Origin of the sequence: Janthinobacterium sp. 78 (assembly GCF_003096775.1) — a bacterium.
GTDB classification, from domain to species: Bacteria; Pseudomonadota; Gammaproteobacteria; order Burkholderiales; family Burkholderiaceae_D; genus Janthinobacterium; species Janthinobacterium tructae.
Genome location: NZ_QENT01000001.1, coordinates 1128916 through 1144009 on the forward strand (window position 1 = coordinate 1128916; position 15094 = coordinate 1144009).

The following is a 15094-nucleotide window of genomic DNA, read 5'->3' on the forward strand; positions in this document are numbered from 1 at the left end:
ACCACAAGTCACAAGGCATTGCGCAGACAAAAGCGTCGGTGCCTGGCAATGCACTGTATGATGCGCATGCTGAAACTATCCTAGAGCATTTTTCGAGACCACAAAATATGACAAAAACCCTCATCATCGCCGAGAAGCCTTCTGTCGCGAACGATATCGCGAAGACGCTTGGCGGCTTCACCAAGCACGATGAGTACTTTGAATCGGATGAATACGTCCTGTCGTCGGCGGTCGGCCACTTGCTGGAGATCGCCGTACCGGAAGAATTCGATGTGAAGCGCGGCAAATGGAGTTTCGCGCACTTGCCGATGATTCCACCGTATTTCGCGCTGAACCCGATCGCCAAGACGGAAGCGCGCCTCAAAGTATTAAACAAGCTGATCAAACGTAAAGACGTTACCACCCTCATCAACGCATGCGATGCGGGGCGCGAAGGCGAGCTGATTTTCCGCCTGATCGCGCAAAACGCGAAAGCCAAGCAACCGGTCAAGCGTTTGTGGCTGCAGTCGATGACGCCGGGCGCCATCCGCGACGGTTTCTCGCACCTGCGCAGCGATGAAGAAATGTTGCCGCTGGCGGACGCGGCCCGCTGCCGTTCGGAAGCCGATTGGTTGATCGGCATCAATGGCACGCGTGCCATGACGGCGTTCAATTCGAAAGAGGGCGGCTTCTATCTGACCACCGTGGGCCGCGTGCAGACGCCAACGCTCTCCATCGTCGTGGAACGCGAAGACAAGATCAAAAAATTCGTGCCGCGCGACTTCTGGGAAGTGCGCGCCGAATTCGTCTGCGCGGCCGGTATCTATGAAGGCCGCTGGCTCGACACGAAGTTCAAGAAAGACGAGAACGACCCCGAGAAGCGCGCCGAGCGCCTGTGGAGCAAGACGGCTGCCGATTCGATCGCCACCGCTTGCCGTGGTCGCCAGGGTATCGTCACGGAAGAATCGAAACCGACCACCTCGATGGCGCCGGGCCTGTTCGACCTGACCAGCCTGCAGCGTGAAGCGAACTCGCGTTTCGGCTTCTCCGCTAAAAATACCCTGGGCCTGGCCCAGGCGCTGTACGAAAAGCACAAGGTATTGACGTATCCGCGTACCGATTCGCGCCACCTGCCGGAAGACTACATGCCGACCGTGCTGCAGGCGCTGGAAACGGTCAAGGACAACAGCAACTACCACCAGTTCGCCAAGCAGATCATCGACAAGGGCTGGGTCAAGCCGAACAAGCGCATCTTCGACAATACCAAGATCTCGGATCACTTCGCGATCATCCCGACGACGATCGCGCCCAAGAATTTGTCCGAGCCAGAACAAAAATTGTATGACCTGGTCACGCGCCGCTTCATGGCCGTGTTCTTCCCGCCTGCGGAATTCCAGGTCACCACGCGCTACACGGAAGTGTCTGGCCATCAGTTCAAGACTGAAGGCAAAGTCATGACCAATCCGGGCTGGCTGGCCATCTACGGCAAGGAAGCGTCGACGGACGCGGACAAGGAAAGCAATGGCAACGGCAATCTGGTGCCAGTGGCCAAGGGCGAGAAGGTGCAGACGGAAAGCGTCAACGCGAATGGCCTGGTAACGAAACCGCCAGCGCGCTATACCGAGGCGACGTTGCTGTCGGCCATGGAAGGCGCGGGCAAGCTGATCGACGACGACGAGCTGCGCGATGCGATGGCCGGCAAGGGTCTTGGAACCCCGGCAACGCGCGCCGCCACCATCGAGGGCTTGCTGACGGAACGCTATCTGATCCGCGAAGGCCGCGAACTGATCCCGACGGCCAAGGCGTCGCAGCTGATGACGTTGCTCAAGGGCCTGGGCGTCAATGAATTGACGGCACCGGAACTGACGGGCGAGTGGGAATACAAGCTGTCACAGATGGAAAAAGGCAAGATTTCGCGCGAAGAATTCATGCGTGAAATCGCGCAGATGACGCAAATCATCGTCAAGCGCGCCAAGGAATACGACAACGACACGATCCCAGGCGATTACGCCACCCTGGAAACGCCGTGCCCGAATTGCAGCGGCGTGGTGAAAGAAAACTACCGTCGTTTCGCCTGCACCAAGTGCGAGTTCTCGATGAGCAAGACGCCGGGTTCGCGCCAGTTCGAAATCGCCGAAGTGGAACAATTGCTGAAGGACCGTACCATCGGCCCGCTGCAAGGTTTCCGCTCGAAGATGGGCCGTCCGTTCGCCGCCATCCTGCGCATCGTGCGCGATGAAGAGATCAAGAATTTCAAGCTGGAATTTGATTTCGGCCAGAACGACGAAAGCGAAGATGGCGAAGGCGTCGATTTCACGGGCCAGACGCCCGTGGGACCTTGCCCCAAGTGCAACGCCGGCGTGTATGAAATGGGTCTGGCCTATGTGTGCGAACACAGCATGGCCAAGCCGAAGACGTGCGATTTCCGCAGCGGCCGCATCATCTTGCAGCAGGAAATCTTGCCGGAACAAATGGCGAAACTGCTCAACGATGGCAAGACGGACTTGCTGCCGGGCTTTGTATCGCAGCGTACCCGTCGCCCGTTCAAGGCTTTCCTCGTGCGCGGCAAGGATGGCAAGGTGAGCTTCGAGTTTGAAGAGCGCAAGGCCAAGCCGGGCGCCAAGGCGAAGGTTGCAGCGACCGAGGTGGAAGGCGAAGAAGGCGCGGCGCCAGCGAAGAAAACGGCCGTCAAGAAAGCGGCAGCCGTCAAAAAGGCGCCAGCGAAGAAAGCTGCTGCCGTGAAAAAGCCGGCCGCCAAAAAGGCGCCGGCAAAGAAAGCGGCAGCGGCGGAGTAATCTGACGCCAGCCAGACAGGCAGACAAAAGCCAGGGATCGCTCCCTGGCTTTTTTTACGTCCCGATTTTAGTTGGCTCTTAGTCCAGGTAGTCAGAGTATTCGCGCTGCGCGTAATTTTGCAAATTCGCCCACGGCTGCGCCTTGCTAACGGTTGGCTGCAGCTTGACGTCGACCCGGCGATAGAAGGTATTCGCGCGGTCGCCGCTTTCGATGACCAGCGGAATCTGCTTTTGCTCATCCCACAGGATGCGCTGGAACACGCCGTTCTTTTCCACTTCGCGCCAGCGCGCGCCCGTCACGTTCGATGCCTGTTTCGACAGTGGCATGGCGGTGACCAGTTTCGGGTCCAGCAGATAAAAACTGTTTTCCCAGGAACCGTCGAAATTCACGTTTTCGTACTCGGCCTTGGGGATGGCGACGACGATCTTGTCGTGTGCATCGATGTATTCCACGCGCACGGTGTTCTTTTCCAGCATCACATGGCGCGGGATCAGCACAGGATTGAAGTGCTTGTGTTCATGCTGCGTGGCCTTCAGTGCGACTTTGGTGTTGTCGCCATGCTTGTGGCCGGCATGCGCGTCGGTCGCTGGCGCCAGCACGCGCTCGACCCACACGTGGCCGGGGCGGCGCAGCATCTTTTCTTCGTAGCGGCTTTCGCGCGTCACGCCTTCCGGCGTCAGCACGCGGCTGTAATAGGTGATGCCCAGGTCCAGGTCGGCGGGAGCGGAAGGGGTTGCCGGAGCGGCTTGCGCGCTGGCGGCAAAGCCGGCGGCCAGGAGGACGGCGATCAGGGACGATTTCATGGTGTTGCCTTTATCGTGCAAAGGGGGCGGAGGGCAAACTGCCATCCGCCCCGGTGGGGTTAGCGTGTTGATGTGGATCAGAAGCCGAACGCCGCCTTCAGCAAGTCAAACACCTTGGTGTTGTCCAGCGTGCCCTTGAAGGCCTTGGCACCGGCGCCCGTGGCCAGCAGCTTGACGTCGCCGCCGCCGTGGGTTTCGCTGGCCAGACGCACGCCTGTTTCTTGCAGGTAGTTGTCTTTCAGGGCCGTGGCGCTGTCGACGTTGCTGCGCAGGGCAGGGCGGTTCGGGCCGTTGCCGAACACCAGGGTGGTGTAGGTATTGCCATCGGCATCCTTGCTCGGCTGGTTATCCTTGTAGCCGCGGTTGATGTCGAGGATAGGGTTGCCGCGCTTGCCATAGCCGTTGAAGGCCAAGGTGTGGTCGTGGTCGGCCGTGACGACGATCAGGGTATTTTCCAGCTTCGGATCGGTTTCCTTGATCTTGGCGATGGCTGCCTTGATGGCGTCGTCGAAGGCGATGGTGTCCGTCAGCGCGCGCTTGGCGTTGATGCCGTGCAAGGCGTGGTCGATGCGGCCGCCTTCGACCATCAGGAAGTAGCCGTTCGCGTTTTTCGACAGCAAGTCGATGGCCTTGAGGGTCATTTCCGACAGACTAGGCTGGGTCGCGCCTTCGCCCAGCGGTGGCGTGGCCGTGCGGTCCAGTTCATATTCCAGGTGGCTGCGGGTGCTGTACAGACCGATGAACTTCTTCCCGCTTGGCGCTGCCGCCATTTCCGCTTTCGTCGCGGCCACGGTGTAGCCCTTGGCGGCAAATTCCGTCAACAGGTTGCGGCCGTCGACGCGGCCGGCCTTGTTACTGGCGGACCAAGGCGTGAAGTGGTTGCGGCCGCCACCCATCAGCACGTCCACGCCATCGCCGAGGGCCGTGTTGTAGCCGACACCGCCTGGCGCCGTTTGCGCGGCGATCGCGTATTGCGCATTGCGGTTGCAGATGTGCGAGAACGTCGTCGCCGGCGTGGCATGCGTCAATTCCGTGGTGGTGATGGCGCCCACGGCCTTGCCCTTGGCTTTCGCCAGTTCCAGAATGGTCGGCACGCTCTTGCCGCCGGCCGGGCAGTTGTCCACGCCCAGGTTGCCGTTGGCGTCGCGGCCCGGTTCCTTTGCGGCGGTGTCCTGCGCCATCGAGATGACTTCATTGTTCATCTTGACGCCGGTCATGTAGGCGGCCATCGATGGCGCGCTGTCCGTCGTTTGCGCATCGTTCGAGAACGTCTTGATGCGCGCCGTACGCTCCAGCGTGTCCATCGTCAGGCTGCCCTCTTCCTTGTACTGGTAGATGCGCGCCGCCGTGACGACGGACGGGCCCATGCCGTCGCCGAGGAAGAAGATGACGTTCTTGGCGTCGGCGGCGTAGGCGCTGGCAACGCTGGCGGCCACGAGCGTGGTCAGCAAGGAGAGTTTCAGGGTGGATTTCAGTGCAAGTTTCATATGCGTGTCCAATTCTTGTGTCTTGGGGATTACAGACCGCCGGCCGTCTTGACCAGGCCGAATACTTTGGTGTTGTCGATGGTGCCCAGGAAGGTTTCCGAACCTTTGCCGATGGCGCCCAGGAAGACGTCGGTGCCGCCATGGGTTTCGTTGCCGACCGCGGTGCGGATCACCGCTTCCTGGTGGTAGGTATTGGCGCTGGTGACGGTTTCATCGAGGCTGGCCATGGCGGCGCGGCTCGATTGCGTGCGGTTTTCGCCATTGCCGAAGCCGATGATCGAATACGGTGCGCCATCGAGGTCTTTTTCGACCGCGCCGGTGACGTAGTTCTTTACCACGCCCAGCACGCCAGGGTTGCCGGCAGCCGTCTTGCCCGTGCGCTTGGCGTAGCCGTTCAGCACCAGGGTGTGGTCATGGTCGGCCGTGACGACGATCAGGGTATTGGCCAGGGTCGGATCGGTGAGCTTGGCTTTTTCGATGGCGGCCTTGATGGCGTTGTCAAAAGCGACGGTGTCTTGCAGGGCCTTCTTGGCCGTCGTTTCGTGCAGGGCATGGTCGATGCGGCCGCCTTCGACCATCAGGAAATAACCCTTCTTGTTCTTGGCCAATACATCCATGGCCTTGGTGGTCATTTCCGCCAGGCTAGGTTCCTTGGCCGCATCGCGGTCCAGGTCATAGCTCATGTGGCTGGAGGTGAACACGCCGAACAAACGCTCCGTCTTGGCCGCATCGACGGCCTTGAAGTCGGCGCCCGTGTTGGCGACCGTGTAGCTCTTCGCTTTCAGTTCGGCCAGCAGGTCGCGGCCGTCGGAACGCTTGCCGCCATCCTTGAACGGCTTGAAGAATTGCGCGCCGCCACCGAGGACCACGTCCAGGCCGGTGGTGCCCAGGGCGCTGTTGTAGCCCGTGCCGCCTGGCACGAGCGCTGCGGCGATATCGTTTTCCAGGTCGCGGTGGCAGATGTGCGAGTAGGTCGCGGCCGGCGTGGCGTGCGTCACGCGCGCCGTGCTGACGACGCCGGCCGCGTAGCCCTTGGCCTTGGCCAGTTCCAGCAAGGTGGTGGCGGGCGTGCCGTTGCCGGTGCCGCATTTGTTGACCAGTTTGTTGCCGTTCGCATCCGTGCCCGGATCGATGGCGAGCGTGTTGGCCGACATCGAGATGACTTCATTGTTCATCTTGATGCCAGTCATGTAGGCGGCCATCGATGGCGCGCTGTCGGTGACTTGCGCGTCGTTCGAGAAGGTCTTGACGAAGGCCGTTTCCGGCAAGGTGTCCATGGTCAGTGCGCCTTCTTCGCCTACCGAGTAGATGCGCGCGGCCGTCATGGTGGTCAGGCCCATGCCATCGCCGAGGAAGAAGATGACGTTTTTCGGCGGTGCTTCGGCCACTACCTCTTCTTTTTTGGCGTCGCTGCCGCAGGCGGCCAGCATCAGGGTGATGGCGACGCTGCAGCCAGCGACGGAAATTTTTCTGCGTGTCATGTGGTTCATCCGGCTAGGTTTGAAAGAGCTAGCAAGATAGCAATTCAATGTGACACCCTCATGACGGTGTGACACGTTTGGCGTTCGATGGCCGGCTATTGCGCCGAAATATGCAACAAACTATTGCGCTTTAACGGGTTTTTCTACCGGATTGAGCAACGTAAGATGCATGCATCCCCATCATCTTGTGAAGGCACATCATGTTCTCCAAATCTATCAGCAGCGTTCTTGTTTCCACCCTGTTTGCCGCCGGCGCCGCCTCGGCCGCCGCCAGCGCGCCCCTGACCCTGGAAGTGTTCAACCCGGGCGAAGCGGCCATCTTCCCCGTCGCTTCCGTGCTGGTCGCGGGCAAGCACGACGCCGTGCTGATCGATGCACAGTTTTCGCGCGCCGAAGCGCAAAAGCTGGTGGAAAAGATCCGCGCCAGCGGCAAGAAACTGACGACGGTGTACATCAGCCACAGCGATCCCGATTTTTACTTTGGCCTTGACGTGATCAAGGCAGCTTTCCCGCAGGCAAAAATCGTCGCCACGCCGGACACCGTGGCCGAGATCCGCCGCAAGGCTGACGCCAAGGTCGCCTACTGGGGCCCGATCCTGAAAGACAACGCGCCGCACAGCATCGTCATTCCCGAAGCATTGAAAGGCCAGCGCATCACGCTGGAAGGCCAGTCGCTCGACATCGCCGGCCCGACGCCTTCGCGCACCTATGTGTGGATTCCGTCGATCAAGGCCGTCGTCGGCGGCGTGGTGCTGTTTGGCAACCTGCACGTCTGGACGGCCGATACGCAAAGCCTGCAATCGCGCCAGGATTGGCTCAAGACCCTGGACGGCATTGCCGCTTTGAAACCTGTGACCGTCGTACCCGGCCACTTCAAGGTGGGTTCGCCCCTGACGCCCGACAGCATCGGTTTTACGCGCGACTACCTGGTGACGTTCGAAGCGGAAACGGCCAAGGCCGCCAATTCGGCCGCGCTGATCGAGGCGATGAAAGTGCGCTATCCGAAGCTGGGCCTCGATGGCGCCCTGGAGACCAGCGCGAAAGTGGCAAAAGGCGAAATGAAATGGTAAAAACCTACTGCGCGACGCGATTTCCGGCCTGCGATGCTCACTGTGCTCCAGCACAGTTGCGCTTCTCTGCCAGAACTAGCGCCGCTCGCTACGGTTTTTGCAAGTCATCTGTTTTAGTTTTGTAAAGGATAGGGGCATGCCCACACTGCACTATATTTTCGATCCGCTGTGCGGCTGGTGTTACGGCGCCGCGCCGCTGGTCGAGGCGGCGCGCGCCGTGCCGGGCCTGACGGTGGCGTTTCACGGCGGCGGCATGATGACGGGCAGCAATCGCCGCCAGATCACGCCCGCATGGCGCGGCTATGTGCTGCCGCATGACCGGCGCATCGAGCAACTGTCGGGCCAGCCCTTCGGCGACGCCTATGTCAACGGCTTGCTGAACGACACCACGGCCATGATGGATTCCGCACCGCCGATCACGGCCATCCTGGCGGCGGAAGTGTTGGCCGGCAAGGGCCTGGACATGCTGCAGCGCGTGCAGCGCGCCCATTACGTGGATGGCTTGCGCATCGCCGACCTGCCCGTGCTGCTGGCGCTGGCGCAAGAGCTGGGCCTGGATGGTGCCGCCTTCCAGGCCGAGTATGCGCGGCAGGCGGGCGCCGCCACGCAGCAGCACATCGATGCCAGCCGCGCCTTGCTGGCGCAGGTGGGCGGGCAGGGCTTTCCCACGTTCGTGCTCGATGATGGCAGCGGCAAGCTGTCCGTGATCGATATCGGCGATTACCTGGGCCAGCCGGCGAAGTTGCAGGCGCAGCTGGGCGGCGTATGCGACGCCCACGGTTGCTCATTGTAAATATCTATCGCTTCGATAAAATCAATTAGCTTTTCCTTTGTCGTTGACTTCATTACACTAAGTTCCATCAGTCAACAACGAAGGAAAAGCAGTCATGAGTCAACAGCCGCCATTCAGCACCGCCTCGGGCATCCCCGTCGCCGACAACCAGAATTCCATCAGCGCCGGCCCCCGCGGCCCGCTGCTGCTGCAAGACTTCCACCTGATCGAAAAACTCCAGCATTTCAACCGCGAGCGCATTCCCGAGCGCGTGGTGCATGCCAAAGGCTCGGGCGCCTACGGCACCTTTACCGTCACGCACGACATCTCGCGTTACACCAAGGCCAAATTGTTTGCCGAAGTGGGCAAGCAGACGGCCACCTTCGCGCGCTTTTCCACCGTCGGTGGCGAACGCGGCAGTGCCGATACGGAACGCGACCCGCGCGGCTTCGCCGTGCGTTTCTATACGGAAGAGGGCAACTGGGACCTCGTTGGCAACAATACGCCGATGTTCTTCATCAAGGACCCGATCAAGTTCCCCGATTTTGTCCACACACAAAAGCGCGATCCGCAAAGCAACTTGAAATCGGCCGAGATGATGTTCGACTTCTGGAGCCATGCGCCGGAAAGCCTGCACCAGGTCACCATGCTGTTCTCGGACCGCGGCACGCCGGACGGCTATCGTCACATGGATGGCTTCGGCAGCCACACATATAGCCTGATCAATGCCGAGGGCCAGCGCGTGTACGTGAAATGGCACTTCAAGACGCGTCAGGGCATCAAGAATCTGCCTGCGGCGGAAGCGGGCCGCCTGGCCGGTGCCGACCCCGACTACGCCCAGCGCGACCTGTTTGGCGCCATCGAACGCGGTGATTTCCCGCAGTGGGAAGTCAAGCTGCAGGTGGCGACGCAAGAGCAACTCGATGCATGGGAGCAGCGTACGGGCTGGAACCCGTTCGACCTGACGAAAGTGTGGCCGCACGCAGACTTCCCGCTGCTGCCGGTGGGAATTTTCGAGCTGAACCGTAACCCGGACAATTACCACGCGGAAGTCGAGCAGGCAGCCTTTTCGCCGGCCAATGCCGTGCCGGGCATGGGATACTCGCCGGACAAGATGCTGCAAGGCCGGCTGTTCGCCTACCACGACGCGCAGCTGTACCGCGTCGGCACCAACCACCAGCATCTGCCCGTGAATGCGGCCCGCTGCCCCTTCCACAACCAGCAGCGCGACGGCGGCATGGCGATCCACAATGGCAGTTCCGCGCAGAACTACGCCAACGTGGCGGCGGCAGGCACGCAGCCGCAAGGGCTGGGCCATGGTGAACCGGCGCTGGCGCTCGATGGTGGCGCGGCCCGTTATGATGGGCGCGGCGTGGAAGACGATTACACGCAGGCCGGCAATCTGTTCCGTCTGATGTCCGTCCAGGCGCAGCAAAACCTGTTCGACAACCTGGCAGGACCGTTGAGTCTGGTGCGGCCGGAAACCTTGCAGCGTCAGCTGGGCCACTTCGACCGGGCCGATGCCGCCTACGGCGCTGGCGTGCGGGCCGCCTTGCAGGCGCGCGGCGCGGCGCAGTAATCGGCGATCACAGGCGGAGCTATCCTGTTCCGCCTGTTGTTGATATAGCCCAAATTGGTGGCAGATATTAAATATTGCCGTATGGACATATTTGTCTTCCATGCGTAGACTTGTCGGTCTGATGATGGTGTCGTCTTCCTGGCGGCATCCTGACTAGAAAGTCTTGCAATATGAATATGGTGAAGCTGTCGGTGCATGGGGACGATCCCACGCTCAAATCCATTCTCGAAGTCTTGCCCACGGATCCGGAACGGCAATGGCGCAAGGGCGAGGCGAAGGGCACGGCGGGTCGCGTGCATCTCGATTCCGGCTTTGAAGTCGTCATCGCACAGGCGTCCAAAGCGCAAGTGTTACCCTCGCGCATACGCAGCTACCTGGCCGAATGCCGCTCGCGCGGCGTCACGTTCACGATGCCGCGCATCGTGGCCGAGCTGCAACTGGAGTTGAACGGCGACGACACGCTCGATGCGCCGCTGGACCTGACCCTGGCCGACATGCAGCACCTGACGGAGATGGGCATCAGCCTGAGCCTGGTGACGCGCTGCGCCGCGGCCTGATTCCCGTGTTGCACTGAAAAAATGGCCACCTGTTCAGGGTGGCCATTTTTCGTCATGGTTCGTCGAGCTCGACGGTGACCATATTGTCATCGGGCTTGCGGTCGATCAGCTTGTTGTCGGGATCGATGCCCGCCTTGCCGGGCCGGCTGCCGACGATGACGGTGTAGCTCGCTTCGCGCGCCGTCATGCGCAGGCGTTCGCGCAGCAGCGGATGGCCATTCGCGTCGTCGACGCCGATCTCGATCCAGTCATGCAGGGGCGCATCGTGTTCCTCTCCCTGTTCGCCGGCCGTCAATTTACCCGCCTGCACCTTGAGGGTGACGGCGTACTTGCCATCGCCGCGTTTGGTGGCCGTGGCCGACAGGGCACGGTTGTCGAACAGCACGATTTTCTCGAACAGGTCATCGATCAGGTAAGCCTGCTCGGGTGGCGTGACTTGGCGCAAGCCCTGCACCAGCGCCGTCACGCTCGCATACGGCGGTCCCTTCTGGCCGTAAGTCTTCAGCAGCTCGCGCAGCACGCCGTTGACCTTGTCTTCGCCGATCATGTCCTGCAGTAAATACATGGCCAGGCTGCCCTTGTGGTAATGGATGTAGGCCTGGTTTTCATTCTCGGCCAGCGGCAGCTCCTTCTTGCGTTCTTCGCTGCGCCCCATCAGGTATTGATTCAGGTCATAGCGCAGGAAGCGGCGCATCTTGGCTGGCCCCGCAGTTTTTTTCATCACCATCAGGGCCGAATATTCGGCCAGGGTTTCGCTGAGCACGGTGGCGCCACGTGTGTTGCCGCCCACCAATTGATGCGCCCACCACTGGTGCGCCACTTCATGCGCCGTGATGTAGAACGGATAGTCGAGGTCCTTCGGATTCTTGTCGTCTACCTTGGCGATGAAGCCCAGGCCTTCCGAGTACGGAATCGTGTTCGGGAATGATTGCGCAAACGTGGCGTAGCGGGGAAATTCGACGATGCGCAAGACCTTGTGCTGGTAGGGGCCGAAGTTTTTCGTGTAGTAATCGAGCGCTTCCTTGCTGCCACGCACGAAACGATCGAGGTTGTATTCATGGCCCGGATGGTAATACACGTCGATGGCCACGTCTTGCCAGCGCTCGTGCCTGACGGCGTAGCGCGCCGACTGGAACGCGTAGAAATTCAGGATCGGCTGGTCCATCGTGTAATGGAAGTAATGGCGGCCCTTGGCGATCCAGTCGTTGTCCAGCATGCCCGGCGCGATGGCCGTCTGGTCGTCGACGGTGCTGACGGTGGCGTCAAAGTTGATGCGATCGGCGTCCATGCTGACGTAATTGTCAGCCAATCCCCGTGCATCGTCGCGCGGCAAGGCCCGTTCGCGCGCTGGCAAGCCGTGTTTCTTGCGGTCGCGCGGGTCCGTCAATTCCTGCTGTGGCTGGTAGCCGATGTGCGGCAGCACGGCATTCGTGAAGAAGGTGCCGTTGGCCACCACGGGCGTGTCCTGGCCCAGGCCGAAGATGCCGCGCGGTGCATAGCGGATGTCGAAATCGAGGCCCAGGCTGGCACCCGGCGCCAGCGGCGCGGCCAGGCGGTAGCTGTAAAAGCCCAGCTTGCCGTCATCGAGGCCAGGGTGCACGCGCGTGTCAAAGCGCAGGCGCATGGTGGCGGTGGGGTCTTGCTGCACAAAAATGTGGCTGATCGGCAGGCTGGTCTTGTTTTGCAGCATGTAGCGGCCCGTGACGGCCAGGGTGCGCTGCGCCGGGTAGATGGCTACGTCGAGTTTCACGTCGGTAATTTTCGGCTGCGGCGTGGCGGCAAACTTGCGGTACTGGCGCTCGACGCTGGCGCGGTCCGCATCGCGGGCGAATTCGGACTTGTAATCGTTGGCCACGTGAAAGACGTAGAACAGCACGCCGCCGGCGCCCACGAAAATCAACAGGCCGATGGCAAAGCTGGCCAGCACGCCGTGCGTCAGGCCGTGGCGCGCCAGGCGCAAGCGGATGCGCCAGCTGTCCTGCGCGCCGCGGGGCCAGAGCAGCAGCGACAGCACCGTCAGCATGACGGCCGCACCGCTCCAGTACAGCAAGTACCAGCGCTCGCGCAACACATAGTGGCCGGCGCCGTTCATGGCCGAATAGATGAAATCCGGCGTGCTGGCGTACAGCAGCAGCGGGTCGCCCAGGCCCAGCGAGGCAAAGCTGATGCTGGCGATGTGGTACAGAATCATGGCGAAATACGCCAGGTACTTGTGATTGATCACTACCTGCAAAAAGATGGCCAGCACGGCGATCAGTGCGTAGTAGGGCAGGTGCGCCAGGAACAGCGATTCCAGGTACAGGCCGGGGTCGAGGCGGTAATAGCCCTTGAAGACCTGGATCGACATGCCGCACAGCATGATGACCAGGCTCAGCAATGCTTGCAGGCCGATCAGGGCGAACAGCTTTGACAGCAGCGGCAGCCAGTTCGGCACGGGCAGGGCGTCGAGCATCAGCTCGATGCTGGTCTCGCGTTCGCGCCACACCAGTTCGCCCGCATAGAATGTGGTAATGATCAGCATGAACAGGGCAAACGAGGCGCTGACCATGTCCAGCACTTTTTCCGTCACCGGATAGGTATTCGTGCCGTACATGGAACCCATGTCGAGCGCGCCCGCATACATGGTCAGCACGCCAGCGAGCACGATGACGACAAAATAGATGTTCTTGATGGTTTCGCGCAGGTTCAGCCAGCTCATCTTGACGAGCAGGGCGGCCAGGTTGCGCTGCGCAAAATCAGGCGCTTGCTGCGTGGACAGCGAAGCGCTCGACAGGCGCAGCGGCACATCGCCGTCGCTGCGGCGCTTGCTGGCGCCCGCGTCCGTCGTGGCGTGGAACTGGAAGCGCCAGTAGCCGAGCAGCAAGGCCACCAGGGCGAAGCTGGACCAGATGGCGCGGTTCAGCAAATACACGCCCTCCAGGGTCACCAGGCGCGTGTTGCGCTCCGCATTCGGCCAGTATTCCGTCAGGCGTATCAGCGCCGTGGTGCCGAAGGGGTCGATCAGGGCGGCCAGGGTCTTGTAGTCGAGGTCGCGCGCCAGCGAGGGCGCCACCAGGTAGCCGATCAGCATGACCACCGAGCTGATGTACACGGGCAGCATGCGCCGCGTCAGGGCGGCGATGACGAAGAAGATGGCGCCGAAGATGAACAGGTTCGGCAGCAGGGTAAATACATACGGCATCAGATAGGCCAGCGCGCGCTGCGGCCCCAGCCGTTCGGGATCGATGCCGGGCAGCCAGGCGCCCAGCCAGGCGCCGATGACGATGCTGGAAAACACCACGGCCAGCACCAGATAGGCGCCGAGGAAGCGGCCAAAGACGTACTGGTATTTTTTGATCGGCGCGCTGAAGAAGAAATGCTGCATGCCGTACTCGAAATCCTGCTGCACCGAGCGGCCCATCATGGCGGCCACCACCACGGCACCGAAGCAGCCCAGCAGGCTGCACGTGAACGCCAGCGAGCGCGGCGCGTTGATCAGGAACTTGCCGCCAAAACTGATGCTCGCTTCCTTGAAGACGCCGCCGGCGGCAGCCATCCACAGCATGGCCAGGGCCAGGAACATGGCGAAATACACCCAGGTGGACAGCAGCTTGAGCCGCTGTCGCGCTTCAAAGCGGGCGATGGCAAACATGGCTGCCCCCTCAGTCGCACTGCGGGGCAACGCGGTGGCGCCCGGCAATGGTGGCGAAATACAGGTCTTCCAGGTCGCCGATGGCTTCCTCGAAGCCGTCGCCCGGGTCGTCGTCGCTGTAGACGTGGATCAGGGTGCGGCCCGACAGCAAGCGCGTGGAAATGACGGCGTGGCGCTGCTGGAAGCTGGCCAGCTCTTTCTTGTCGACAAAGCGCGCCCAGATCTTGCAGCTGACTTCGTCGATCAGTTCCTGGGTCTTGCCGCACAGCAGCAAATGGCCCTTGTTGATGATGGCCATGTTGGCGCACAGGTCGGCCACGTCGGACACGATGTGGGTCGACAGGATCACCGTCTTGTCTTCGCCGATATCGGACAGCAGATTATGGAAGCGGACTCTTTCCTGCGGGTCGAGGCCGGCCGTCGGCTCGTCGACGATGATCAGTTTCGGGTCGCCCAGCAGGGCTTGCGCGATGCCGAAGCGCTGGCGCATGCCGCCGGAAAAGCTGCCCAGGCGCTGGTGGCGCACGTCGAACAGATTGGTTTGCTGCAACAGGCCATCGACAACCTCGCGCCGGCGCGCCCGCTGTGACAGCCCTTTTAACATGGCGAAGTGGTCGAGCAGTTCATACGCAGTCACCTTCGGATACAGGCCGAAGTCTTGCGGCAAATAGCCCAGCATGCGGCGGATCTCGTCCTTGTCGTCGAGCACGTCGTAGTCGCCGAAGAAGATGGAGCCGGAATCGCATTCCTGCAGGGTGGCCAGGGTGCGCATCAGGGTTGACTTGCCGGCGCCATTCGGGCCCAGCAAGCCAAACATCCCGGGCGGTATCGTCAGCGACACGTTATCCAGCGCCACCACGCCATTCGCGTAGGTCTTCGACAATTTGCGAATCTGCAATTCCATACAACTCCTGACTCATGCGTTGCTGCCCGATGCTA

At 61.3% G+C, this 15094-nt stretch carries 10 protein-coding genes; 5 read left to right on the plus strand and 5 right to left on the minus strand.

Features of this window, described 5'->3' with window-relative positions; all coding sequences use genetic code 11:
- Window positions 1–107 precede the first annotated feature (107 nt).
- Window positions 108–2774, plus strand: a complete 2667-nt coding sequence (locus C8C92_RS04980) for a DNA topoisomerase III (RefSeq protein WP_116743164.1) — start codon at window positions 108–110, stop codon at window positions 2772–2774.
- 78 nt (window positions 2775–2852) lie between these two features.
- Here the strand turns inward: C8C92_RS04980 and C8C92_RS04985 are convergent, their stop codons facing one another.
- The 3 genes from C8C92_RS04985 to C8C92_RS04995 form a co-directional block, all read right to left on the minus strand.
- A complete protein-coding gene (locus tag C8C92_RS04985; RefSeq protein ID WP_099760714.1) occupies window positions 2853–3578 on the minus strand; it encodes a hypothetical protein in 726 nt (241 codons plus the stop codon).
- A gap of 77 nt (window positions 3579–3655) precedes the next feature.
- A complete protein-coding gene (locus C8C92_RS04990) occupies window positions 3656–5065 on the minus strand; it encodes an alkaline phosphatase (RefSeq protein ID WP_099760713.1) in 1410 nt (469 codons plus the stop codon).
- Between the two features lie 29 nt (window positions 5066–5094).
- On the minus strand, window positions 5095–6495 hold the full coding sequence (locus C8C92_RS04995) for an alkaline phosphatase (RefSeq protein ID WP_243420392.1): 1401 nt from the start codon (window positions 6493–6495) through the stop codon (window positions 5095–5097).
- A 251-nt stretch (window positions 6496–6746) separates the two neighbouring features.
- Between C8C92_RS04995 and C8C92_RS05000 the strand changes: the two genes are divergently transcribed.
- The 4 genes from C8C92_RS05000 (at window position 6747) to C8C92_RS05015 (ending at window position 10524) form a co-directional block, all read left to right on the plus strand.
- Window positions 6747–7616 carry an MBL fold metallo-hydrolase gene (locus C8C92_RS05000; protein ID WP_165829287.1) on the plus strand — a complete coding sequence of 290 codons (870 nt, stop codon included), beginning with the start codon at window positions 6747–6749 and terminating at the stop codon, window positions 7614–7616.
- A 136-nt stretch (window positions 7617–7752) separates the two neighbouring features.
- Window positions 7753–8409, plus strand: a complete 657-nt coding sequence (locus C8C92_RS05005) for a DsbA family protein (RefSeq protein WP_116743165.1) — start codon at window positions 7753–7755, stop codon at window positions 8407–8409.
- A 94-nt stretch (window positions 8410–8503) separates the two neighbouring features.
- The gene (locus C8C92_RS05010) at window positions 8504–9967 is read left to right on the plus strand and encodes a catalase (protein ID WP_116743166.1); all 1464 of its coding nucleotides are present in this window, start codon (window positions 8504–8506) and stop codon (window positions 9965–9967) included.
- A 170-nt stretch (window positions 9968–10137) separates the two neighbouring features.
- Window positions 10138–10524 (plus strand): hypothetical protein, encoded by a 387-nt coding sequence (locus tag C8C92_RS05015; RefSeq protein WP_116743167.1) that lies wholly within the window; start codon window positions 10138–10140, stop codon window positions 10522–10524.
- A 52-nt stretch (window positions 10525–10576) separates the two neighbouring features.
- Here the strand turns inward: C8C92_RS05015 and C8C92_RS05020 are convergent, their stop codons facing one another.
- Both C8C92_RS05020 and C8C92_RS05025 read right to left on the minus strand, forming a co-directional pair.
- Window positions 10577–14155 carry a M1 family aminopeptidase gene (locus tag C8C92_RS05020; protein ID WP_116743168.1) on the minus strand — a complete coding sequence of 1193 codons (3579 nt, stop codon included), beginning with the start codon at window positions 14153–14155 and terminating at the stop codon, window positions 10577–10579.
- 10 nt (window positions 14156–14165) lie between these two features.
- Window positions 14166–15059 carry an ABC transporter ATP-binding protein gene (locus C8C92_RS05025; protein ID WP_099760708.1) on the minus strand — a complete coding sequence of 298 codons (894 nt, stop codon included), beginning with the start codon at window positions 15057–15059 and terminating at the stop codon, window positions 14166–14168.
- Window positions 15060–15094 lie beyond the last annotated feature (35 nt).